Consider the following 19,908-nt stretch of genomic DNA (forward strand, 5'->3'; position numbering starts at 1 on the left):
GCGTCAGCCCACCGCCCGGCGGTAGAGGTGCCAGGTGGCGTGGCCGAGCACCGGCAGCACCACCGCGAGGCCGACGAACAGCGACACCATGCCCAGCACGAGCATCCCGGCCACGATGGCGCCCCAGGCGAGCATCGGGCCGGGATTCTCGCGCATCAGCGCCAGCGAGGTCTCGATCGCCGTCCCCGCATCGGTGTCCTTGTCGATGATGAGCGGGATCGAGACCGCGCTGACCGCCAGCGCCAGGAGCGAGAAGGCGGCCCCGACGAGGTTGCCGGCGACGATCAGGGTCCAGCCCCGGGGCGTGGTGAGCACGTCGTCGAGGAAGGCGAGCAGCGAGGGCTCGGTGACCCCGCCGTAGAGGGCCCAGTACAGCCCCATGGCGGCGGAGAGCCAGGCGAGGAAGATCAGCGCCAGCACCATGCCGACCGCCGTCACCGCCCTGGCCGAGCGGCCGTGCAGGGGGGCGTAGGCATCCGCCAGGGTCGACGGCAGGCCCCATTCCCGCCGCCGGCTCATCTCGTAGAGGCCGAGGGCCGCGAACGGCCCGATCAGCGCGAAGCCGGCGGCCAGCGGGAACAGGATCGGGATCAGGTCCTGCTCGAACGTCGCCGCCGCGATGACCACGCCGGCGATGGGGTAGATCAGCACCACGAACAGCACGTGGGTCGGCATCGCCAGGAAGTCGTCGACGCCCCGCGACAGGGCCGCCTTGAGGTCCTGGACGCCGATCCGCCGCACGGCGGGGCGGGCGGCGGAGAAGCCGTGGGACAGGGGGAACGAACTCGTCATCGCGTGTCCTCCGGGGGAGGCACCCGCGACGGGAGGGCCGGGCCGCGTTCGGGCCGTCTGTCGGCGGTCCTCAGGCGCCCGGTCCGGCCCGCGCGGGCACCGGACAGATCGGTCGCATCAAACCTGCACTACTCGCACCGGGCGGGAGGCTCCCGCCGCACCGCGCGACGGTAGCGCGGGCCGGGCCCGCCCGCCAAGGGGAACCTGCGGGGGAACCCGCGCACGATCGCGCGACGCCGCCGGGACCCGGGCCCGGAGAGCCGGTCGGGCGCCGGTCCTGCTCCCGGGAGGGGCGAGGCCGCCGGATCTCCCGCCGCACCGTGCCGCCGCCCGGGAGCCTGCGTCGCGGGGGGCGGCGCCCCCGGGGTGCCGCACCGCCCGCTTCCACGCTAGAAGAAGCCACCTTCTCTCACCCAAGGCCGACCATGCCGAGCACGCCCCGCGCCGCGATCATCCCGGTGACGCCGTTCCAGCAGAACTGCACCCTCCTGTGGTGCGAGGCGACGAAGCGGGCGGCGGTGATCGATCCGGGCGGCGACCTCGACCGGATCCGGGCGGCGATCGCCAAGGCCGGGGTCACGGTCGAGAAGATCCTGCTCACCCACGGCCATATCGACCATGCCGGCGGAGCGGCCGACCTGCGCGACGCCCTGGGCGTCCCGGTCGAGGGGCCGCACCGCGCCGACAAGCCGCTCCTCGACAGCCTGCCCGAGACCGGGGCGGCCTACGGCATCGACGGCGCCAAGGTCGTCACGCCCGACCGCTGGCTCGCCGAGGGCGACACCGTCACGGTCGGCGAGCTGACCTTCGACGTGCTGCACTGCCCCGGCCATTCGCCGGGCAGCGTCGTGCTGGTGAGCCGCGACGCCCGGTTCGCACAGGTCGGCGACGTGCTGTTCCGCGGCTCGGTCGGCCGCACCGACCTGCCGGGGGGCGACCACGCGGCGCTCATCGCCTCGATCAAGGACAAGCTCCTGCCGCTCGGCGACGACGTCGCCTTCATCCCCGGCCACGGCCCGACCGGCACGATCGGCCAGGAGCGGCTGTCGAATCCCTTCCTTCAGTAGGATCGCCCCCATGGACCTGCGCCCCCTCGGCCGCTCCGGCCTCTCGGTCCCGCCCTTCTGCTTCGGCGGCAACGTCTTCGGCTGGACCGCCGACGAGGCGACCTCCTTCGCGCTCCTCGACCGCCTGCTCGAGACCGGCTTCACCTTCGTCGACACCGCCGACGTCTATTCGCGCTGGGCGCCGGGCCACCGGGGCGGCGAATCGGAGGAGGTGATCGGGCGCTGGCTCAAGGCCCGGGGGACCCGCGACCGCATGACCATCGCCACCAAGGTCGGCATGGACATGGGTGACGGGCGCAAGGGCCTGAAGGCCTCGTACATCGAGACGGCCGTCGAGGCCTCCTTACGCCGCCTCGGGACCGACCGGATCGACCTCTACCAGTCCCACGCCGACGACGCGGACACGCCGCTCGCGGAGACGCTCTCGGCCTACGACCGGCTGATCCGCACCGGCAAGGTGCGGGCGGTCGGGGCCTCGAACTACACGGCCGCCCGCCTGCGCGAGGCTCTGGCCGTCGCGGCCCGCGAGAACCTGCCGCGTTACGAGTGCCTGCAGCCCGGCTACAGCCTGGCCGACCGGGCGGAGTACGAGGCCGAGCTGGAGCCCCTGTGCCGGGAGGAGGGGATCGGGGTGATCTCGTACTTCTCCCTCGCGGCCGGTTTCCTCACCGGCAAGTACCGGCAGGCCGGCGCCGCCGCGGGTCGGGCCCGCGAGGCCCGGGTCGCGCCCTACCTCAACCCGCGCGGGCTCGCCTTCCTCGACCTCCTCGACGACGTGGCCCGCACGCACGGCGCCACCCCGGCCCAGGTCTCCCTCGCCTGGCTGATCGCGCGGCCCGGCCTCACCGCGCCGATCGCCAGCGCCACCTCGGTGGCGCAGCTCGACGAGCTGCTGGGGGGCGTGCGGCTCGCCCTCGACCCGGACGCGGTCGCGCGGCTGGAGGCGGCGAGCCGGGGGTCGCTCAAGGGCTGACAGGCGGCCGTTGGCGGATCCTTAACGGGGTGCGGCGAAACGTAACCTCGGTTATGATCCGGCGGGAGTGGACGGGACGGCCGCCCACTCCCGCCGGGCACCGGAAATGCGCGTCTTTCGGCGCCGAAAACCGATGCAATTTCAAGGCGGAATGCTTACATCAGGGATCTGCCGGGCCGTCCCGTCCACGGACCGCGCCCCTTGAGACACGAGAGACCAGACGGCGCCGGAGCGAGAACCGGCGCCGGCGCCGGCCGCGCCACCCGCGACGCGCGCCCGCCCGCACCAGGAACCGACATGGCCGAACCCGCCCGCGATCTGACCCCCGACACCTACGGCGCCGACTCGATCAAGGTCCTCAAGGGCCTCGACGCGGTGCGCAAGCGTCCGGGCATGTATATCGGCGACACCGACGACGGCTCGGGCCTGCACCACATGGTGTACGAGGTCGTCGACAACGCCATCGACGAGGCTCTGGCCGGCCACGCGACCCTCGTCACCGTCACCCTCAACCCGGACGGCTCCTGCACGGTCTCGGACAACGGCCGCGGCATCCCGACCGACATCCACCCGGAGGAGGGCGTCTCGGCGGCCGAGGTCATCATGACCCAGCTGCACGCGGGCGGTAAGTTCGACCAGAATTCCTACAAGGTCTCGGGCGGCCTGCACGGCGTCGGCGTCTCGGTGGTGAACGCCCTCTCGACCTGGCTGCGCCTGCGCATCTGGCGCGCCGGCCAGGAGCACGCGATGGAGTTCCGCCACGGCGACGCGGTCTCGCCCCTCGCGGTGGCGGGGCCGGCCGGCGACCGGCGCGGCACCGAGGTCAGCTTCCTGCCCTCGACCGAGACCTTCACGCAGGTCGAGTTCGACTACGCTACCCTCGAGAAGCGTCTGCGCGAGCTCGCATTCCTCAATTCCGGCGTGCGCATCGTGCTGACCGATGCCCGCCACGCGGAGCACAAGCGCGACGAACTCGTCTACGACGGCGGCGTCGAGGCCTTCGTGCGCTACCTCGACCGGGCGAAGCCCGCCCTGATCGAAGCCCCGATCGTCCTGCGGCACGAGCGCGACGGCATCGGCGTCGAGGTCGCCCTGTGGTGGAACGACAGCTACCACGAGAACGTGCTCTGCTTCACCAACAACATCCCGCAGCGGGACGGCGGCACCCATCTGGCCGGCTTCCGGGCGGCGCTGACGCGGCAGATCACCGGCTACGCCGATTCGAGCGGGGTGACGAAGCGCGAGAAGGTGTCCCTCACCGGCGACGATTGCCGCGAGGGGCTGACGGCGGTGGTCTCGGTCAAGGTGCCGGACCCGAAATTCTCGTCCCAGACCAAGGACAAGCTCGTCTCCTCGGAGGTGCGCCCCGCCGTCGAGGGCGTGCTGAACGAGACCCTCGGCAACTGGCTCGAGGAGCATCCGAACGAGGGACGCATCATCGCCGCCAAGGTGGCGCTCGCGGCGGCCGCCCGCGAGGCGGCCCGCAAGGCCCGCGACCTCACCACCCGCAAGGGCGCCCTCGACATCGCCTCGCTGCCCGGCAAGCTGGCCGATTGCCAGGAGCGCGACCCCTCGAAATGCGAGATCCTGCTGGTCGAGGGTGATTCCGCCGGCGGCTCGGCCAAGCAGGGCCGCGACCGCACCTTCCAGGCGGTGCTGCCGCTGCGCGGCAAGATCCTCAACGTCGAGCGGGCGCGGCTCGACAAGATGCTGTCGAGCCAGGAAATCGGCACGCTGATCACCGCGCTCGGCACTGGGATCGGCCGGGACGGCGCCCACGCCTTCAACCCCGACAAGCTGCGCTACCACCGCATCATCATCATGACCGATGCGGACGTCGACGGCTCGCACATCCGCACCCTGCTGCTGACGTTCTTCTTCCGCCAGATGCCGGAGCTGATCGACCGCGGCCACCTCTACATCGCCCAGCCGCCGCTCTACAAAGCCCAGAAGGGCAAGACCGCGATCTACCTCAAGGACGACCGGGCGCTCGAGGATTACCTGATCGACGGCGGCGTCGAGGGGGCGGTGCTCAAGCTCGCCACCGGCACCGAGTTCGGCGGCCAGCAGCTCAAGACGCTGGTCGACGAGGCGCGCGGCGTGCGCCAGGTGCTGCACGGGATGCATTCGCGCTACGACCGCGTCGTGGTCGAGCAGGCGGCGATCGCCGGCGCGCTGCGCCCCTCGGTCGCCGGCGACCCGGCCGAGGCCGAGGTGGTGGCCGACGAGATCGCCCGGCGCCTCAACGCCATCGCCGACGAGATCGAGCAGGGCTGGGAGGGCGAGGCGCGTGACGGCGGCTACGTGCTGTCGCGGACGCTCCGCGGCGTGCGCCAGGTCGCGGTGCTCGACGAGGCGCTGATCTCCTCGCAGGAGGCGCGCCGCCTCGACGAGCGGGCCGAGAACCTCAGCCAGATCTACGGCGCCCCCGTCACCCTGGTGCGCCGGGGCGACCAGACCACGCTCTACGGCCCGGTGGCCCTGTTCGAGGGCATGATGGCGCTCGGCCGCAAGGGCCTGCAGCTGCAGCGCTACAAGGGCCTCGGCGAGATGACCGCCCAGCAGCTCTGGGAGACGACGCTCGACCGCGACGTGCGCTCGCTGCTCCAGGTGAAGGTCAAGGACACGACCGATGCCGACGACCTGTTCGTCAAGCTGATGGGCGACGTGGTCGAGCCGCGCCGGGAGTTCATTCAGGAGAACGCGCTCAACGTGGCCAATCTCGACGTCTGATGAGGAGCACGACCATGAAGGCGGCCGCGCTCGCGCCCTTCACCGACTACATCCTGCCCGAGGCGACCCTGCCGGAACTGCCGGGTCACTACCGCGGCAAGGTGCGGGACAATTACGACCTGCCCGACGGGCGGCGGATCCTGATCACCTCCGACCGCCTGAGCGCCTTCGACCGGGAGCTCGCCGCGATCCCGCTGAAAGGCCAGGTCCTGACCCAGACCGCGCGCTACTGGTTCGAGGCGACGCGGGACATCTGCGACAACCACGTGCTGGCCTATCCCGACCCGAACGTGGTGGTGGGCCGGCGGCTCTCGATCCTGCCGGTCGAGATCGTGGTGCGCGGCTACCTCGCGGGCAGCACCGGCACCTCGATCCTGACCCTCTACAAGACCGGGCAGCGCGAGATGTACGGCCACCGTCTGCCGGACGGGATGCGCCCGCACCAGCCGTTGCCGCAGCCGATCATCACGCCGACCACCAAGGCCGGCCACGGCGACCACGACGCGCCGCTCTCAGGCACGGAGATCCTGGAGCGGGGGCTGCTGACGAAGGACCAGTGGCACACCCTGTCGGAGGCGGCGCTCGCGCTGTTCGCCCGCGGCCAGGCGATGGCGGCGGAGCGCGGCCTGATCCTCGCCGACACCAAGTACGAGTTCGGCACGGATGCCGAGGGCCGGATCGTGCTCGCCGACGAGATCCACACGCCCGACAGCAGCCGCTACTGGTTCGCCGGGAGCTACCCCGCGCATCTCGAGGCCGGCACCCTGCCGGAGAGCTTCGACAAGGACGTGGTCCGCAACTGGGTCGCGGCCCGCTGCGACCCCTACCGCGATCCCGTCCCGGCGATCCCGCCCGAGGTGGTGCTGCAGACCGCCGCCACCTATGTCAGCGCCTTCGAGACCATCACGGGCGAGCCCTTCGCTCTGCCGGACACGAGCGAGCCGCCGCTGGCGCGCATCCGGCGCAACGTGGCGGCGTATCTCGGGCGGTGAGCGAAAAGCCCGTCGCCGCGGGGTTGCCCGCGGGGGGCGCGCATCGACGGCCCGGCATGGTGCAGCGCACCCGGTCGACCGGGGCCACGGCGCGGAAACATGCCGGATGACGGTGCCGTCCCGGCTCGCACGACGCATCGGCGTGCCCGGGGGGAGCGGCGCGGCGGAGGCCGGTCGGCGGACAGAAAAAAGGCCGCCCTTGCGAGGCGGCCCGAAGTCTAGGGAGGAAACGCCCAAAGAGGGCTGCACCGCCGCGACGCCATCGCTGCGGTGCGAAAACGTTTTCTCATGTTGCAGCGCACACGGCAATCGGCCGGCTTGCACGACGGCCATGCTTGCCGGGCATGGCGGAGGGGGCGACGGCCGGACGCGGCGGCAAACCGCCTCTTGTTCCCGCCCGGCGACCTGTTAGACGACCCTTCTCCCTCGTGGACGTATCCTGTGGCGCTCCGGCTCCGCCGGCAGGCTGGACCGTGAGGGAGCTCGCGACGACGAGTTGGCGGTGGACCAGTTCTCCCCGCCAGCCTGTGAGGCTCAGTGGGCCGGGTGGTCGCGGGAGGGTCGGCGCAGCGGGGAACAGGAACCGCGTCGTCGGCTGATGGCCCACACATTCGCCCCTTGCCCGAGTGCCCTTGCCCGAGTGCCCTTGCCAGCGCCCGAAAAGCCGGCGCGCCGGGCCCGCTAGCGCACCGCCGCACCACTTCAAGAATGTCGGAAACCGTCACGCTTCGCTAACCATGCGCCGGTTCGCTTGAGGGTTCGCCTGGGAGCACGCATGAGAACGGCAGCGAGAGCCTACCGGTTCGTCGACGGACGGCCCCGCCGGGCCGATCGGTCCTGCGCGACGCGCAGCGGCGCGGCGCAGGACGCGGCACAGGGCAGGGACCGCGGGCACGGCCGGCCGGCCCCCGAAGCGGCCGAGCCTGTTCGCGAGATCCGGCCCGTGGGGGAGATCTGGTCCGCGCAGGCCAGCCGCGGCCTGAGCGCGCGCGAGCTGATCCGCCTGGCCCAGGCGGTGCGGCTGCGGCCCCGGCACGGCTGACCGCACCGGAGCGATAAGACGACGGAGACAGGAAGGCCCCGCCGTCGCGGGGCCTTCCTCGTTCCGGGACTTCAGTCTTCGCCGGATCCGCGATCCGGCCCCGTCCCGGCCGGCAGCACGGGCGCGAAGATCGCGATCGGCTGGGTGCGGCCGGCGAGCGGCTCGCGGCCGACCTCCCGCCACGCGGCGGGATCCGACGAGCCGGCGACGGCGGCCTCGGAGGCGAGCACGACCGCGCCGTAGCGCTTGGTCGCCTGTTCGAGGCGCGAGGCGACGTTCACCGCATCGCCCAGCACCGTGAACTCCATCCGCTCCTCGTCGCCGACGATGCCGCAGAAAACCTCGCCGACATGGATGCCGATGCCGATCCGTACCGCCCGGGGCCATTCCCGGCTCTCGTTCCAGGCCTCGACGATGCCGACGAGGTCCTGCGCGAAGGCGAGCGCCCGGGCCGCGTCGTCGCCGCCCTCGTCCGGCACCCCGAACAGGATCAGGGCGCCGTCGCCGATGAACTTGTCGACGAAGCCGTGGTGCCGGCGCACGCAGGCCAGGATCCGGGTGCGGAAGGCGGTGAAGAACCGCGACAGGCCCTCCGGATCCATGCCCTCCGCCATCCCGGTCGAGTCGCGGATGTCGACGAAGGCGATGACCGCCCGCTGGCGGCGGCCGCGGCGCAGGGCGGCGTCGCCCGCCGCGAGGCGAGGGGCGATCTCCGCCGGCAGGAAGCGCGAGAGGCTGGCGCGCCCGACCGCGTCCCGGACCGCCGAGGTCAGCAGCCGGCGCGAGCGCACGATGCCGAAGGCCGTGGCCGCGCCGGCGAGCAGCAGCAGCGTCAGGCGCATCACGTTGACCGGCATCGAGAACAGCTGGGTCCAGGCCGGCCGTCCGGCGGCGGCCGGATCCAGGACCAGCGGATGCTCGAGCCCGGCCGCGATCCCGACGAGGCCGAGGGCGAGGAGCGCGATGGCGGCGAGCTGGACCTTCACGTCGTAGCGCAGGGCGCCCACCGCCAGGACCAGGGGGATCGCCCAGGCGATCGGCGCGGAGGGTACCGCGTTGCCGGGCAGGCCGCGCTCGCCGAGGGCGAGGACCGTGATGGCGAGCACCAACCCGACGTCGAGCCCCATGAACAGGTAGGCGTAGCCGTGATGCCAGCGCTGCGGCACCGCGAGCAGGATGCTGACGGCCCCCACGCCGAGGAAGCCGAGGGCGGCGATCCAGGCGTTGCGCTGGAACACCCCGAGCGACACGCCCGCCAGATCGTGCAGCAATTCGCTCGCGACGATCACCGTGACGAAGACGCAGGCGCCGATCCCGACGCGCAGCCAGCCGATCAGCCGCTCGGCGGCGACCTCGTGGCGGCGCATCAGCCCGTCGACGAGGTCGCCCGCGAGCGGGGCGGCCAGCGGATCGGCCAGCAGATCCGCCGCGGAGCCGGCCGACGGACGGATGAGCCGCGCCGCCGCGCCGGGCAAACCGTGCTGGGCGCGCAGTCCTGGCTGCATGCCGGCCTCCTGACGCCCCGGGATCGAGGGGAGAAGGCCTGATTAGAGCATGGTCGCGATCGTACGGCTACTCGGCTGGACTGATCCCGCCCGTCCACGAGCTTTCCTCGAAGCTGGCGGACGGGTCGTGGACGGACCTGCAATGCAAGTCAGGGCCTTGGCAGGTGAGGGCCTTGGCAGGTGAAGGCCCTGGCAGGTGAGGGCCCTGGCAGGTGAGGGCCTTGCCGGCCCGACCAGGTCAGGCCGGCTCGTCGCGCAGGAGGTGGTAGAGCAGGATCGCCGCCGCCGTGGCGGTGCCGATGCCGCCGAGCTTGAAGCTGCCGAGGCCGACCGTGAAGTCGCCGGCGCCGAGCACCAGCGCGGTGCCGACGGTGAGCAGGATCCGGGTGCGCGAGAAATCGACCCGGTTCTCGACGAAGATCCGCCCCGCCGCGGCGGTGATGAGCCCGAACACCACCACCGACAGGCCGCCGATCACCGGGCCGGGGATCAGCAGGATCGCGGCGCCGAACTTCGGCGACAGCCCGAACAGGATCGCGACCACGCCCGCGACGGCGAAGACCAGGGTCGAGTAGATCCGGGTCACCGCCATCACGCCCATGTTCTCGGCATAGGTCGTCACGCCGGTGCCGCCGAAGGACCCCGACAGCATCGTGGCGAGCCCGTCGCCCAGGAAGGCGCGGCCGAGCCAAGGGTCGAGGTTGCGCCCGGTCATCGCCCCGATCGCCTTCACGTGGCCGAGATTCTCGGCGACCAGCACCAGGGCGACCGGCGCGATCAGCCAGATCGCCGAGGGCTCGAAGACCGGGGTCGTGAAGTGCGGCCAGCCGAACCACGGCGCGTCGGCGATCCGCGCGACGTCCAGGGGCTTGGCGAGGCCGAAGCCGTTGGCCAGCACGCCGTAGAGCAGGGTGGCGGCGAGAGCCCCGATGAGGAGCGGCAGGCGCCGCGCCGCGCCCGGCAGGTACGAGGCGGAGAGGCCGACTGCCAGGATCGTGAACAGCCCGACCCCGATGTCGAGGCCCGACCCCGAGATGCCCTTCACGCCGATCGGCGCGAGGTTGAGGCCGATCGCCCCGACGATCGCCCCGGTGACGGCGGGCGGCATCAGCCGGCCGATCCAGGCGTCCCCCGCCCGCATCACCACGATCCCGATCAGGGCGTAGACCGCGCCCGCCGCCACGATGCCCCCGAGGGCGACGGGCAGGTTCGGGTTCGGGCCGCTGCCGGAATAGCCGGTAGCCGCGATTACCACCGCGATGAAGGCGAAGCTCGAGCCGAGATAGCTCGGCACCCGGCCGCCGACCACGACGAAGAACAGCAGCGTGGCGATGCCGGAGAACAGGATCGCGAGATTGGGGTCGAAGCCCATCAGCAGCGGGGCGAGCGCGGTGGAGCCGAACATCGCCACCACGTGCTGGAGCGCCAGCACCACCGCCTGGCCCAGCGGCGGGCGCTCGTCCGGCAGCACCACCGCCCCGCGGGCGAGCCGCCAGCGCGGAAAGCCCCGCTCCTCGATCCGTTCCGCCGGTTCCATCGTGTCCCCCCATTGATCCGTGTGTCCCGGGAGGGCCTTAGAGGATCGGATGCGGGTCCGGGAATAGCGGCGGGGTGCGGTTCGTGGCCGGGCTTGCGCCGACGGGCCGTCGCGCACAAGGATCCGGCCCCCACCGGGAGCGACCGCGATGACCCCTTCGGACCAGACCGCCGACCTCACCGTGATGATCTCGGGCGGCTTCGCGCTGGCCTACCGGGCGGTGCTGCCGGATTTCGAGCGGGCGACCGGGCTCGCGGTCCGGACCCTGTCGGGCGCCTCGCAGGGGCAGGGACCGCGGACGATCCGCCACCAGCTCGCGCATGGTGCCCGGGTCGACGTGGTGATCCTCTCCAACGAGGGCCTGCACGAGCTGACGCAGGACGGCCGGATCGCGGACGGCTCGGCGGTGGAGCTCGCCACCGCGCCGCTCGCCGCCGCGGTGCGGACGGGCGCGCCGAGACCTCCGATCGACACCGTCGCAGGGCTGACCCGCACCCTGGCGCAGGCCCGCCACGTCGTGATGCCGGGCAGCACCAGCGGCCTGTTCATCCGCGACAGCGTGTTTCCGCGGCTCGGCCTCGCCGGGGCGGTGCGGGTGACGATGCTGCCCCGCGGCACCGATTCCGCCGCCGCCCTGGCGGCGGGCGAGGCCGACCTCGCCCTCGGGCCGGTGAGCGAGCTCGTCGACGTGCCGGGAATCGCGGTGGTCGGGCCGCTGCCCGACGAGGTCCAGCTGGTCCAGACCTTCACGGCGGCGATCGTCGCGGGCTCCGCCGCCCTCGCGCCGGCGCGCGGGCTGATCGCCCACCTCGCCTCGGATGAGGCCGCGGCGGCGATCCGGCGGACCGGGATGGAGCCGGTCCGCTGGAAGGCGTGAGGGCGCGCGGTCGGCGCGCGCCCGGCCTGGATCAGGCGAGGGCCGAGCCCCACTTCCCGGAATCGGGCGCCTTTTCCTGGGTGATCGTCCCGGAGGCGTCGACGTGCAGCTCGGCCCAGGGACCGTCGCCCCGGCGCGCCAGCACCTCGACATGCCTCGGCTTGCGCCGCGTCTCGCCCGCGGGCGTCCAGCCCGCCGCCGTCACGGCGGCGAGGGCGGCGGCGGGATCGACCGCCGCGTCGGGGCCGGGCTTGCCCGGATGGTGCGGCTTCTTGTGGTGGATCTCGACCGGGTCCCGCCCCGGAGCGGCGATCCGCGCGACCTTGATCTCGGAGGGGCGGCGCTCGCCCTCGAGGGTCACGTGCAGGCCGGCGGCGAGGGGAAACGCCTCGGCGCCCTTGGGCCCGAGATCGGCGAGATGAACCGCGCCGTCCGCCTCCAGGGTGAAGCGGTGCGCGAAGACGTGCTGGATCGTGCCCGAGAGGGCGGTGGTGTCGTGGTGCGGCATGATCTTCTCCGAAGGGCGCCCAACCGCAGGCGCAACCGGCAGATGGCGGGAGGCCGGGCGCGATTCAAGGTCTGTCCGGCGGATCGTCTTGCGACACGCGCCGACCGCTCGCCGAAACGCTGGGGGACCTGCCGGAAGGTCGAGCCACTCCCCTTGGGGCGGGTGCGGACGGCCCCCGGCCGCCCCGGAGCCCCCCTGCGTCAACATGTCATTGTGTCCGAGGCTGCAATCAGGGATTTCGTCGCCCTCCTGCCGCGCTAGGCAGGTTGCATGAGCCGCAAGCGCCTCGACCTGACCCTCGCCTTCCTGCGCTCCCTCGACCGGACCGCGAGCGCGCAGGACGTCTCCGAGCTGCTGCTGAAGCTCCTCGACCGGTTCGGGATCGAGCACGCGCTGGCCGGAACCCTGCCGATCGTCGGCGCGAAGCCGCGCCAGCAATACGAGCACGCCCTCCTCGACGCGATGCCGTCGGACTGGAAGGCGCGCTACCTGTCCCGCGGCTACCTCTTCCGCGACGCCACGGTGCGCCACCTTGCCGGGACGAGCACGCCTTTCGCCTGGTCGGAGATCGCCCCGCGCTACCGCGACGACCCGGCGGCCCTGCGCGTGATGAACGAGGCCGGCGAGCACGGCCTGCGCGCCGGGGTCACCGTGCCGCTCCTGACCCTGGACGGGCAGCTCGCGGGGTTCAGCTTCTCGGGCGGGCGGATCGAGGTCTCGCCGGAGGATCTCGGCACGCTGCAGCTCGTGGCGACCTACGCCTTCGCCCAGCTCGTGCTGCTGCGCTCGGAGGCCGGCGCCGAGATCCGCCTGTCGCCGCGCGAGCGCGAGGTGCTGCAATGGGTGGCCGAGGGCAAGACGAACTGGGAGGTCGGCGAGATCCTGTCGATTTCTTCCAAGGGCGTCGAGCACCACCTGCGCTCGGCGCGGACCAAGCTCGGCACGCTCAACAGCACCCAGTCGGTGGCGGTGGCGCTCCGGCGCGGATTGATCACCTGATACCCTCGCGCCCTGGCATCGACGTGTCGATGCCAGGGCGCGAGGGTATCAGCGCCGGACGCCCGTTTGGGCTCATCCAGCGCCTTCGAACGGATCCGTTCGAAGGCGCTGACGGTATAAGCTCTTACAAGCAGCGCCCGGGCTAGGGAATTCCCCAGTACGGCGGGGTCGTCAGACCATGGACAAAGGGTTCCGAGACAGGAGCCCATTCCCATGATCCACGTCGTCACTGCCGCCAACCGGGATCGTTACGCCGCCGAGATGGAGGAGGTCTGGCGCCTGCGCCACCGCGTCTTCGTCGAGGAGAAGGGCTGGACCGCCCTGCGCCGCCCGGACGGGCGCGAGATCGACCAGTTCGACACGCCCCACGCCGCCCATTTCCTGGCGATCGAGGACGGCGAGGTGATCGGCTACAGCCGGCTGCTGCCGACGACCCGGCCGCACCTGCTCTCGGACGTGCTGCCGCATCTGTGCGAGGGCGACCGGCCGTCCGGCCCGCAGATCTGGGAATGGACCCGCCAGGCTGTGGCGCCGAGCCGCCGCACCCGCGGCAAGACCCACCCGGTCTCCCTCGAGGTGATGACCGGCATCGTCGAGTGGGGCCTGGAGAACGGGGTGACCGGCTTCCTCGCCCAGATGCCGATCGTCTACCTGCTGCACGTCCTCCAGCTCCACTTCCGGGCGGTACCCCTCGGCGTGCCGGCGGAGATCGACGGCGAGCGGATCATCGCCGTGGAGGCGCGCTTCGACGCCCGCACCCTGCGCAAGCTGCACGAGACCCGCGGGACCGCCGCCTCGGTCCTGGCCCCGACCTCGCCGGCCTACCTGATGGCCTGAGACGGCCGCCGCGCAACACCCGTGAGGGAGACCGAGAATGAGAGAGATCATGAGCCGCCGCCCCCCGCCGACGATCGATGAGATGGCCGACCTCCTGCCGCCCCTGGTGCGCGCCCTCGGCGAGGTCGTCGAGAGGATGGAGGGTCTGGTGGACGTGGCCTGCCATGCCACCAACCTCCAGGAGAGCACCGCCGACAGCCTGGCCGATCTCGGCCACACCCTGACGGACTACGCCCACGCGCTGATGCAGGAGGCGACGGACCGCCGCCGCCACGGCCGCGGCAGCGTCACCCTGCCGTCGCGGGCCGGGGGAGACGGCCCCTTGGACGGACCTCTGGGCGAGGCCCTGCCGGCGGCGTGACGGTTCAGTCCGGTCCGCAAGCGCAGCCCACCCCGTCGCCGAAGGCCCGTCGCAGGGCGAGGCGCCCGCCGGGCGTCACCGCCACCGCCCGGCTGCCCTCGGTGCGGCGCAGCCAGCCCCGCTCGAGGCAGGTCGCGAGCAGGGCCGCCCCGAGGGCGCCGGCGATGTGCGGCCGGCGCTCGCTCCAGTCGAGGCAGGGGCGGCAGAACATCCGCCGGCCGGACGCGGCCGCCGCGAGATCGATCCCGAGGCCGGCGAGGACGGCCTCCCCCGCCGGGGTGACGGCGCCGCCGTCCTCCCCGAGCTCGACCGCGCCCCGCGCCACCAGGGACTCCGCCATCGCGACCGCGAGGCGGCCGGCGAGGTGGTCGTAGCAGGTGCGGGCCTCGCGCAACGCCGCGTCCCGGGGGAGGCGGATCGCCGGCGCTCGGGGCGGGGCGGGCGGCCCGGCCGCCACCGCCATCACCCCCTCCAGCATCCGCGCCACCGCCGGCGAGGCGAGGCGGTGGTAGCGGTGGCGCCCCTGGCGCGCCACCGCGAGGAGCCCGGCCTGCGTGAGCTGCGCGAGGTGGCCGCTCGCGGTCTGCGGCGTGACGCTCGCCGCGCGGGCGAGCTCCGCCGCGGTGAGCACGCGCCCGTCCATCAGCGCGGCCAGCATGCCGGCGCGGGCCGGATCGCCCACCAGGGCGGCGATGCGGGCCAGCGCGGTGACGGTCACCATGGCGGTCTCCCCGGGCGTCTGCCTGTCCGGATCGCCCTTGTAGACCGGACGGGCCGCGAACGCTTCGGCCAGGGCCGAAGCGTGACGTCCGACGGTTCGGCCGAGGCCGAACCACGGCGCCCGGCATCGGAGCGAGGGTCGTCCCGACCGCCACGGGACGACCCTCGCCATGCCGCCGCTGATTCGCCGCCTCCTCGCCCTCCGCCGCCCGCCCGCACCCTGGGGCGGCCCGCCCGGGGAGGGCGCGGTCGCGCGATTCCTGCGGCAGGCCCGCGACCGCACCAGATTGGCCGACCTCGACGACAGGTTGCTGCGCGACCTGGGACTGCGGCGCGAGGTCTCCGGCGCCGGATTCGACTTCCTGCCGCTGTCGTCGGCCGCTTCCACCGGGACGGCTGGACCCGCCTCGTCGCCGGACGACTGCCAGGACCGCGCCGGGACCGGGCGCGCGGCGACGTCGTCCACCGGCCACGGTGCCATCGACTGGCCATGATCGGGCCGTGATCGCGCCGTCATCTCCGCGCACGCCGCACGGTGGTGGGGCGATGCGCCGGCGGTGTTTCCCGGTTGCATCACGCCCTCGTTATCTTACTGCCACGCTCGCGGATTGGTTTACGAACCGTATCCGTGCCCCGCCTTCGCCACATTCCGCCCCAAGCTTGACCTCGAGCGCGGCCGTACCGGTCGCGCCCGGCCAGTGCACGAGAGGGGCCTGCATGACGCGCAACCGGACTTTCCCCATCACCGCCGCCCTCGCGGTCCTCGCCACGGCGCCCCAGCTCGGGGCCTGCGGAATGATGCCGGGTGGGATCGAGACGACGGGAAGCCTTCCGGACCGCAAGCAGCTCGCCGCCGTCACCGGCGCCGACCGGGATTGCCTCGCCCGGGCGATGTATTTCGAGTCCAACCGCTCGAGCGAGGAGGGCCTGCTCGCGGTCGGCACCGTGGTGATGAACCGGCTCGAGGCGCCGGCCTACCCGAACTCGATCTGCGGCGTCGTCGGCCAGAAGCGCCAGTTCGCCGCCGGCGTGCTGCACAAGCCGATGCGCGATCGTGAGCGCGAGAAGGCCGTGCAGGTCGCCGACGCGATCCTGGCCGGCGAGCGCCACGAGAAGGTCGGCGGCGCGATGTTCTTCCACACCGCCGGCTACACCTTCTCCTACCGCAACATGCACTACGTGGCGCTCGCCGGCGGCAACGCCTTCTACGAGAAGCGCCCGTGGCACGACCGCGAGGGCACGACGGCGCGCCGCAGCCCGTCCGCCGCGACCCAGCTCGCTCAAGTCCAGTCCGGCTCGGCCGGCAGCGCCCGCTGGACCTCGCAGCCGGTCCGTGTCGCGCGCAGCACCCAGCAGACCCCGCTCGCCGAACTCGGCCCCGCCCGCAACGTCTGCCGCGTCGCCGCCGCCGAGACCGGCCGCAGCCCGGGCTGACCGGATCAGGCCAGCCGGTCGAGCCGCAGGCGGTGCCGGGCATCGGTGAGCCGGCGCGACGCCGCGAGGACCGCGCCCGTCACCCCGAGGCCCGTCGCTCCCGCCAGCAGGAACAGGATCAGGATCTGGGAGGCCGCCGCCCCCTGCGGGTCCTGCCCTGCGAGGATCTGGCCCGTCATCATTCCCGGCAGGGTGATCAGCCCCGCCGCCGCCATCTGGTTGAGCACCGGGATCAGCCCGGCCCGGATCGCGCTGCGGACGAGCGGCGCCAGGGCCTCGTCCCGGGTGGCGCCGAGCGCGAGCCGCGCCTCGATTCCCGCCCGCTCCCGCCGCACCGCCCCGGTGAAGCCGTTGAGCCCGATCGCGATCCCGCTCATCGCCGAGCCCAGCACGATGCCGGCGAGCGGGATCAGGGCGTGCGGGTCCCACCACGGATGCGGGCGCAACGCCGCGAGGCCGACCGCGACGGCGACGACCGTCGCCCCGGCCGAGACGAGGCCGCCGAGCGCGTAGCGCCAGGGCCCGCGCAGGGGCCGCTCCTGCCGGGCGCCGATCTCGTAGGCGGCGGCGAGCGCCATCACGGCCACCACCCCGACCACCGGACCCGGCGCGCCGAGGCCGAACACCGTGCGCAACACCAGCCCGACCAGGGTGAGCTGCGCCACCAGCCGGCAGGAGGCCACCAGCATCGTGCGGGCGAGCCCGAGCCCGAGGGCCGCCGACAGGCCGGCATTGAGGAGGACGAAGCCCGCCCCGAGGGCGAGGTCGAGAGGGCCGGGCGTCAGGGGGCCGAGCGCGGGGGTCATGAGGGCCGGATCATGCGGGGCGCCCGCCCGCCACCGCGAGCCGGCGCGTGGTCAGGCGCGCCACCTGGGCGGGGTCGTGCGAGACGAGGACGACGATCAGCCCGGCGGCGCGCCGCGCCGCGATCACCGCCTCGGCGCCGCGCACGCTGTCGGGATCGAGGGAGGCGGTCGGCTCGTCGAGGAGCAGCACCCGCGGCCCGCCGGCGAGCGCCCGCAGCAGGGCGAGGCGCTGGCGCTCGCCGGTGGAGAGCCGCGCCACCGGCCAGCCGAACACCTCCGGCGGCAGCCGCAGCGCCGCCCGCTCGCCGGCGAGGCGCTGCGGCGCATCGGCCGAGAAGTGCCCGGCGACGGTCTCGGCCCACCAGCCCGGTTCGGCGGCGAGATAGGTGACGCACCGGCGCCAGAGCGGCGCCGCGATCGCGTCCCGGTCGATCCCGTCGAGGCTGACCCGGCCCTCGGACGGATCGAGATCGGCGATCATGCGCAGCAGCACGCTCTTGCCCGCCCCCGACGGTCCGGTGACCGCGCAGGCCTCGCCCGGTGCCAGCGCGAGGTCGAAGGGCCCGAAACGGTCGCGGCGGAGGGATTCGATGCGGAGCATGGACGGCGCCGGGAGCGTGCCGGAGACGTTCACGGAACGCAACGGCCGCGCTGCGGTTCACCCTCCCACGGACGATGCGGGAGGATGGGACGTGGCGGCAGCAGCGGGAGCGGCGCGGGGCGCCGGGACGGGGACCGTGCGCACCGACGTGCCGGCCCGGATGGACCGGCTGCCGTGGAGCCGCTTCCACCTGCTGCTGGTCGTCGCGCTCGGCATCACCTGGGTGCTCGACGGGCTCGAGGTCACCATCGTCGGGGCGATCGGCCCGGTGCTGCAGGACAAGCGGGCGCTCGGCCTCACCCTGCAGCAGATCGGCGGGGCGGCCTCGTTCTACGTCGTCGGCGCCGTGGTCGGCGCCCTGGTCTTCGGCTGGCTCACCGACCGGTTCGGGCGCCGCCTCGTCTTCTACGCCACGCTGATGATCTATGTCGCGGGCGTCATCGCGAGCGCGCTGGCCTGGGATTTCTGGAGCTTCGCGCTGTTTCGCCTCGTCACCGGGCTCGGCATCGGCGGCGAGTACGCGGCGATCAACTCGGCGATCGACGAGCTGATCCCGGCCAAGTATCGCGGCCGGGTCGACCTCATCGTCAACGGCAGCTTCTGGGTCGGCGCCGCGGCCGGCGCCGGGGCCTCGCTGCTGCTCCTCGATCCGAACCTCCTCGACCCGGATTTCGGCTGGCGGCTCGGCTTCGGCATCGGCGGCGTGCTCGGCCTCGGCATCCTGTTCCTGCGCCGCTACGTGCCCGAGAGCCCGCGCTGGCTCGTCACCCACGGCCGCGAGGAGGAGGCCGAGCGCACGGTGGCGGAGATCGAGCGCACGGTCGAGGCCGAGACCGGCAAAAAGCTCCCCAAGGCCGAGGGCATCCTCGAGGTCCACCCGAAGACGAGCTTCGGCTTCGGCGAGATCTTCGCCTCGATGGTCCACAAGCACCGCGGCCGCAGCATCCTGGCGCTCGTGCTGATGGTGGCCCAGGCCTTCCTGTTCAACGCGGTGTTCTTCACCTACGGGCTGGTGCTGGCGAAGTTCTACGGCGTGCCGGAGAACAAGGCCGGCGTGTTCCTGGTGCCGCTCGCCATCGGCAACTTCCTCGGACCGCTGCTGCTCGGCCACTTCTTCGACACGATCGGCCGGCGCCGGATGATCGCCGGCACCTTCGCGCTGAGCGGCGTGCTGCTGATGGCGACCGCGGTCGTGTTCGGCCTCGACCTCTTCACCGCCTGGACCCAGACCTTCGCGTGGATCGCGATCTTCTTCGTCGCCTCGGCGGCGGCGAGCTCCGCCTACCTCACGGCGAGCGAGATCTTCCCGCTCGAGACCCGGGCGCTCGCCATCGCGGTGTTCTACGCCCTCGGCACCGGCGCCGGCGGCGTGATGGCGCCGTGGCTCTTCACCCATCTGATCGAATCCGGCCAGCACTGGGCGCTCGCCGGGGGCTATGCCGGGGCGGCTTTGCTCCTGGTGCTCGCCGCGGTGACCGAGTGGAAGCTGGGGGTCGACGCGGAGGGCAAGTCGCTGGAGAGCATCGCCGATCCGCTGTCGAAGGCGGGGTGAGGGAAGACCGGCGGCCTCAGTGCAGGGCCGCCGGGCGCTCCGCGTCGAGCGACACCGCCGCCTCGTCGACGAGCGCCGCGCGGATGCGGGCGAGGCGGGCCTCCGCCGCCTCGCGGCCGGCTTCCGCGGCGGCGGCGGCCTCGCGGGCGGCCGCCGTGTCGGCCATCACCTCGGCCAGGCGCTGCTCCAGCCGCCGCACCCGTGCCCGCTCGGCCGACAGACCGGCCTCGGCGGCGCCGGCTCGAGCCTGCGCCTCGGCGGCGGCCTGATTTGCCTCGGCGGCGGCCTGACGCGCCTCCGCCGCCTCGGCGGAGGCGGCTCGCAGCGCCTCCTCGACCCGGCCCAGCAGGGCGCCGACCTCGCGGCCGAGCCGATCGGCCCGGGCCTCGGCCGCGACGGCGCGGGCGGTCGTGGCGCGCACCGTCTCGGTGGCGCGCCGCAGCAGGGTCAGGATGGTACCGGTGTCGATCGGGGTGGCCATGGCGTCCGGGATCTGTGGGTCCGGTTTCCGGGATTCGGACCGCGATTCCCTAGGGGCGCCCGACGGGCGGCCGCGGTCAAGCGCCATTGCA

General features: G+C 73.2%; 20 protein-coding genes. 12 read left to right on the top strand and 8 right to left on the bottom strand.

Going from position 1 to position 19,908, the window contains the following annotated elements:
- Positions 1-3: 3 nt before the first annotated feature.
- Positions 4-792, bottom strand: a complete 789-nt coding sequence (locus A5481_RS20035) for a DUF2189 domain-containing protein (RefSeq protein ID WP_048435404.1) — start codon at positions 790-792, stop codon at positions 4-6.
- A 425-nt stretch (positions 793-1,217) separates the two neighbouring features.
- Between A5481_RS20035 and A5481_RS20040 the strand changes: the two genes are divergently transcribed.
- The 5 genes from A5481_RS20040 (at position 1,218) to A5481_RS33750 (ending at position 7,599) form a co-directional block, all read left to right on the top strand.
- Complete coding sequence (locus A5481_RS20040) at positions 1,218-1,859, top strand: MBL fold metallo-hydrolase (RefSeq protein WP_048435403.1); 642 nt, start codon at positions 1,218-1,220, stop codon at positions 1,857-1,859.
- Positions 1,860-1,869: 10 nt separating this feature from the next.
- Positions 1,870-2,832, top strand: a complete 963-nt coding sequence (locus tag A5481_RS20045) for an aldo/keto reductase (RefSeq protein WP_048435402.1) — start codon at positions 1,870-1,872, stop codon at positions 2,830-2,832.
- Between the two features lie 297 nt (positions 2,833-3,129).
- On the top strand, positions 3,130-5,565 hold the full coding sequence (gene gyrB / locus A5481_RS20050; RefSeq protein WP_048435401.1) for a DNA topoisomerase (ATP-hydrolyzing) subunit B: 2,436 nt from the start codon (positions 3,130-3,132) through the stop codon (positions 5,563-5,565).
- Positions 5,566-5,579: 14 nt separating this feature from the next.
- The gene (locus A5481_RS20055) at positions 5,580-6,557 is read left to right on the top strand and encodes a phosphoribosylaminoimidazolesuccinocarboxamide synthase (RefSeq protein ID WP_048435400.1); all 978 of its coding nucleotides are present in this window, start codon (positions 5,580-5,582) and stop codon (positions 6,555-6,557) included.
- 775 nt (positions 6,558-7,332) lie between these two features.
- The gene (locus tag A5481_RS33750) at positions 7,333-7,599 is read left to right on the top strand and encodes a hypothetical protein (RefSeq protein WP_048435399.1); all 267 of its coding nucleotides are present in this window, start codon (positions 7,333-7,335) and stop codon (positions 7,597-7,599) included.
- Positions 7,600-7,670: 71 nt separating this feature from the next.
- On the opposite strand, the gene A5481_RS20060 is transcribed toward A5481_RS33750, so the two are convergent.
- Together A5481_RS20060 and A5481_RS20065 are read right to left on the bottom strand one after the other, a co-directional pair.
- Positions 7,671-9,104 carry an adenylate/guanylate cyclase domain-containing protein gene (locus A5481_RS20060; protein ID WP_053082466.1) on the bottom strand — a complete coding sequence of 478 codons (1,434 nt, stop codon included), beginning with the start codon at positions 9,102-9,104 and terminating at the stop codon, positions 7,671-7,673.
- A gap of 238 nt (positions 9,105-9,342) precedes the next feature.
- A complete protein-coding gene (locus tag A5481_RS20065; protein WP_064504230.1) occupies positions 9,343-10,641 on the bottom strand; it encodes a solute carrier family 23 protein in 1,299 nt (432 codons plus the stop codon).
- Positions 10,642-10,789: 148 nt separating this feature from the next.
- On the opposite strand from A5481_RS20065, the gene A5481_RS20070 reads away from it, so the two are divergent.
- Positions 10,790-11,518, top strand: coding sequence for a substrate-binding domain-containing protein (locus A5481_RS20070; protein ID WP_064504233.1), 729 nt, complete (start codon positions 10,790-10,792; stop codon positions 11,516-11,518).
- Between the two features lie 31 nt (positions 11,519-11,549).
- On the opposite strand, the gene A5481_RS20075 is transcribed toward A5481_RS20070, so the two are convergent.
- Positions 11,550-12,026, bottom strand: coding sequence for a hypothetical protein (locus tag A5481_RS20075; protein ID WP_064504235.1), 477 nt, complete (start codon positions 12,024-12,026; stop codon positions 11,550-11,552).
- A 270-nt stretch (positions 12,027-12,296) separates the two neighbouring features.
- Between A5481_RS20075 and A5481_RS20080 the strand changes: the two genes are divergently transcribed.
- From A5481_RS20080 to A5481_RS20090, 3 genes are all read left to right on the top strand, one after another.
- Positions 12,297-13,025: an autoinducer binding domain-containing protein gene (locus A5481_RS20080; RefSeq protein WP_064504237.1), complete on the top strand. Its 729-nt coding sequence runs from the start codon at positions 12,297-12,299 to the stop codon at positions 13,023-13,025.
- 213 nt (positions 13,026-13,238) lie between these two features.
- Entirely contained in the window at positions 13,239-13,862 is a 624-nt protein-coding gene (locus A5481_RS20085; RefSeq protein ID WP_064504238.1) for an acyl-homoserine-lactone synthase, read from the top strand.
- A 49-nt stretch (positions 13,863-13,911) separates the two neighbouring features.
- Positions 13,912-14,223: a hypothetical protein gene (locus A5481_RS20090; protein WP_064504240.1), complete on the top strand. Its 312-nt coding sequence runs from the start codon at positions 13,912-13,914 to the stop codon at positions 14,221-14,223.
- A 4-nt stretch (positions 14,224-14,227) separates the two neighbouring features.
- Here the strand turns inward: A5481_RS20090 and A5481_RS20095 are convergent, their stop codons facing one another.
- Positions 14,228-14,944, bottom strand: a complete 717-nt coding sequence (locus A5481_RS20095; RefSeq protein WP_064504242.1) for an ArsR/SmtB family transcription factor — start codon at positions 14,942-14,944, stop codon at positions 14,228-14,230.
- Between the two features lie 169 nt (positions 14,945-15,113).
- Here A5481_RS20095 and A5481_RS20100 point away from each other — a divergent pair, with 169 nt between their 5' ends.
- A complete protein-coding gene (locus A5481_RS20100; RefSeq protein ID WP_048435550.1) occupies positions 15,114-15,437 on the top strand; it encodes a YjiS-like domain-containing protein in 324 nt (107 codons plus the stop codon).
- Between the two features lie 223 nt (positions 15,438-15,660).
- Positions 15,661-16,377 carry a cell wall hydrolase gene (locus tag A5481_RS20105; RefSeq protein WP_048435551.1) on the top strand — a complete coding sequence of 239 codons (717 nt, stop codon included), beginning with the start codon at positions 15,661-15,663 and terminating at the stop codon, positions 16,375-16,377.
- 5 nt (positions 16,378-16,382) lie between these two features.
- Here A5481_RS20105 and A5481_RS20110 read toward each other — a convergent pair whose 3' ends face one another.
- Positions 16,383-17,183: an ABC transporter permease gene (locus A5481_RS20110; RefSeq protein ID WP_048435552.1), complete on the bottom strand. Its 801-nt coding sequence runs from the start codon at positions 17,181-17,183 to the stop codon at positions 16,383-16,385.
- 10 nt (positions 17,184-17,193) lie between these two features.
- Complete coding sequence (locus A5481_RS20115) at positions 17,194-17,784, bottom strand: ABC transporter ATP-binding protein (protein ID WP_048435562.1); 591 nt, start codon at positions 17,782-17,784, stop codon at positions 17,194-17,196.
- Positions 17,785-17,944: 160 nt separating this feature from the next.
- On the opposite strand from A5481_RS20115, the gene A5481_RS20120 reads away from it, so the two are divergent.
- On the top strand, positions 17,945-19,336 hold the full coding sequence (locus A5481_RS20120) for an MFS transporter (protein WP_082173287.1): 1,392 nt from the start codon (positions 17,945-17,947) through the stop codon (positions 19,334-19,336).
- A gap of 16 nt (positions 19,337-19,352) precedes the next feature.
- Here the strand turns inward: A5481_RS20120 and A5481_RS20125 are convergent, their stop codons facing one another.
- The gene (locus A5481_RS20125) at positions 19,353-19,817 is read right to left on the bottom strand and encodes a hypothetical protein (RefSeq protein ID WP_053082485.1); all 465 of its coding nucleotides are present in this window, start codon (positions 19,815-19,817) and stop codon (positions 19,353-19,355) included.
- Positions 19,818-19,908: the final 91 nt, after the last annotated feature.

Source organism: Methylobacterium platani (assembly GCF_001653715.1).
Taxonomy (GTDB): Bacteria; Pseudomonadota; Alphaproteobacteria; order Rhizobiales; family Beijerinckiaceae; genus Methylobacterium; species Methylobacterium platani.

Coding starts and splice junctions, on each gene's coding strand:
- A5481_RS20035 (WP_048435404.1), bottom strand. CDS start 792: ATGACGAGTTCGTTCCCCCTGTCCCACGGCTTCTCCGCCGCCCGCCCC.
- A5481_RS20040 (WP_048435403.1), top strand. CDS start 1,218: ATGCCGAGCACGCCCCGCGCCGCGATCATCCCGGTGACGCCGTTCCAG.
- A5481_RS20045 (WP_048435402.1), top strand. CDS start 1,870: ATGGACCTGCGCCCCCTCGGCCGCTCCGGCCTCTCGGTCCCGCCCTTC.
- gyrB (WP_048435401.1), top strand. CDS start 3,130: ATGGCCGAACCCGCCCGCGATCTGACCCCCGACACCTACGGCGCCGAC.
- A5481_RS20055 (WP_048435400.1), top strand. CDS start 5,580: ATGAAGGCGGCCGCGCTCGCGCCCTTCACCGACTACATCCTGCCCGAG.
- A5481_RS33750 (WP_048435399.1), top strand. CDS start 7,333: ATGAGAACGGCAGCGAGAGCCTACCGGTTCGTCGACGGACGGCCCCGC.
- A5481_RS20060 (WP_053082466.1), bottom strand. CDS start 9,104: ATGCAGCCAGGACTGCGCGCCCAGCACGGTTTGCCCGGCGCGGCGGCG.
- A5481_RS20065 (WP_064504230.1), bottom strand. CDS start 10,641: ATGGAACCGGCGGAACGGATCGAGGAGCGGGGCTTTCCGCGCTGGCGG.
- A5481_RS20070 (WP_064504233.1), top strand. CDS start 10,790: ATGACCCCTTCGGACCAGACCGCCGACCTCACCGTGATGATCTCGGGC.
- A5481_RS20075 (WP_064504235.1), bottom strand. CDS start 12,026: ATGCCGCACCACGACACCACCGCCCTCTCGGGCACGATCCAGCACGTC.
- A5481_RS20080 (WP_064504237.1), top strand. CDS start 12,297: ATGAGCCGCAAGCGCCTCGACCTGACCCTCGCCTTCCTGCGCTCCCTC.
- A5481_RS20085 (WP_064504238.1), top strand. CDS start 13,239: ATGATCCACGTCGTCACTGCCGCCAACCGGGATCGTTACGCCGCCGAG.
- A5481_RS20090 (WP_064504240.1), top strand. CDS start 13,912: ATGAGCCGCCGCCCCCCGCCGACGATCGATGAGATGGCCGACCTCCTG.
- A5481_RS20095 (WP_064504242.1), bottom strand. CDS start 14,944: ATGGTGACCGTCACCGCGCTGGCCCGCATCGCCGCCCTGGTGGGCGAT.
- A5481_RS20100 (WP_048435550.1), top strand. CDS start 15,114: ATGCCGCCGCTGATTCGCCGCCTCCTCGCCCTCCGCCGCCCGCCCGCA.
- A5481_RS20105 (WP_048435551.1), top strand. CDS start 15,661: ATGACGCGCAACCGGACTTTCCCCATCACCGCCGCCCTCGCGGTCCTC.
- A5481_RS20110 (WP_048435552.1), bottom strand. CDS start 17,183: ATGACCCCCGCGCTCGGCCCCCTGACGCCCGGCCCTCTCGACCTCGCC.
- A5481_RS20115 (WP_048435562.1), bottom strand. CDS start 17,784: ATGCTCCGCATCGAATCCCTCCGCCGCGACCGTTTCGGGCCCTTCGAC.
- A5481_RS20120 (WP_082173287.1), top strand. CDS start 17,945: ATGGACCGGCTGCCGTGGAGCCGCTTCCACCTGCTGCTGGTCGTCGCG.
- A5481_RS20125 (WP_053082485.1), bottom strand. CDS start 19,817: ATGGCCACCCCGATCGACACCGGTACCATCCTGACCCTGCTGCGGCGC.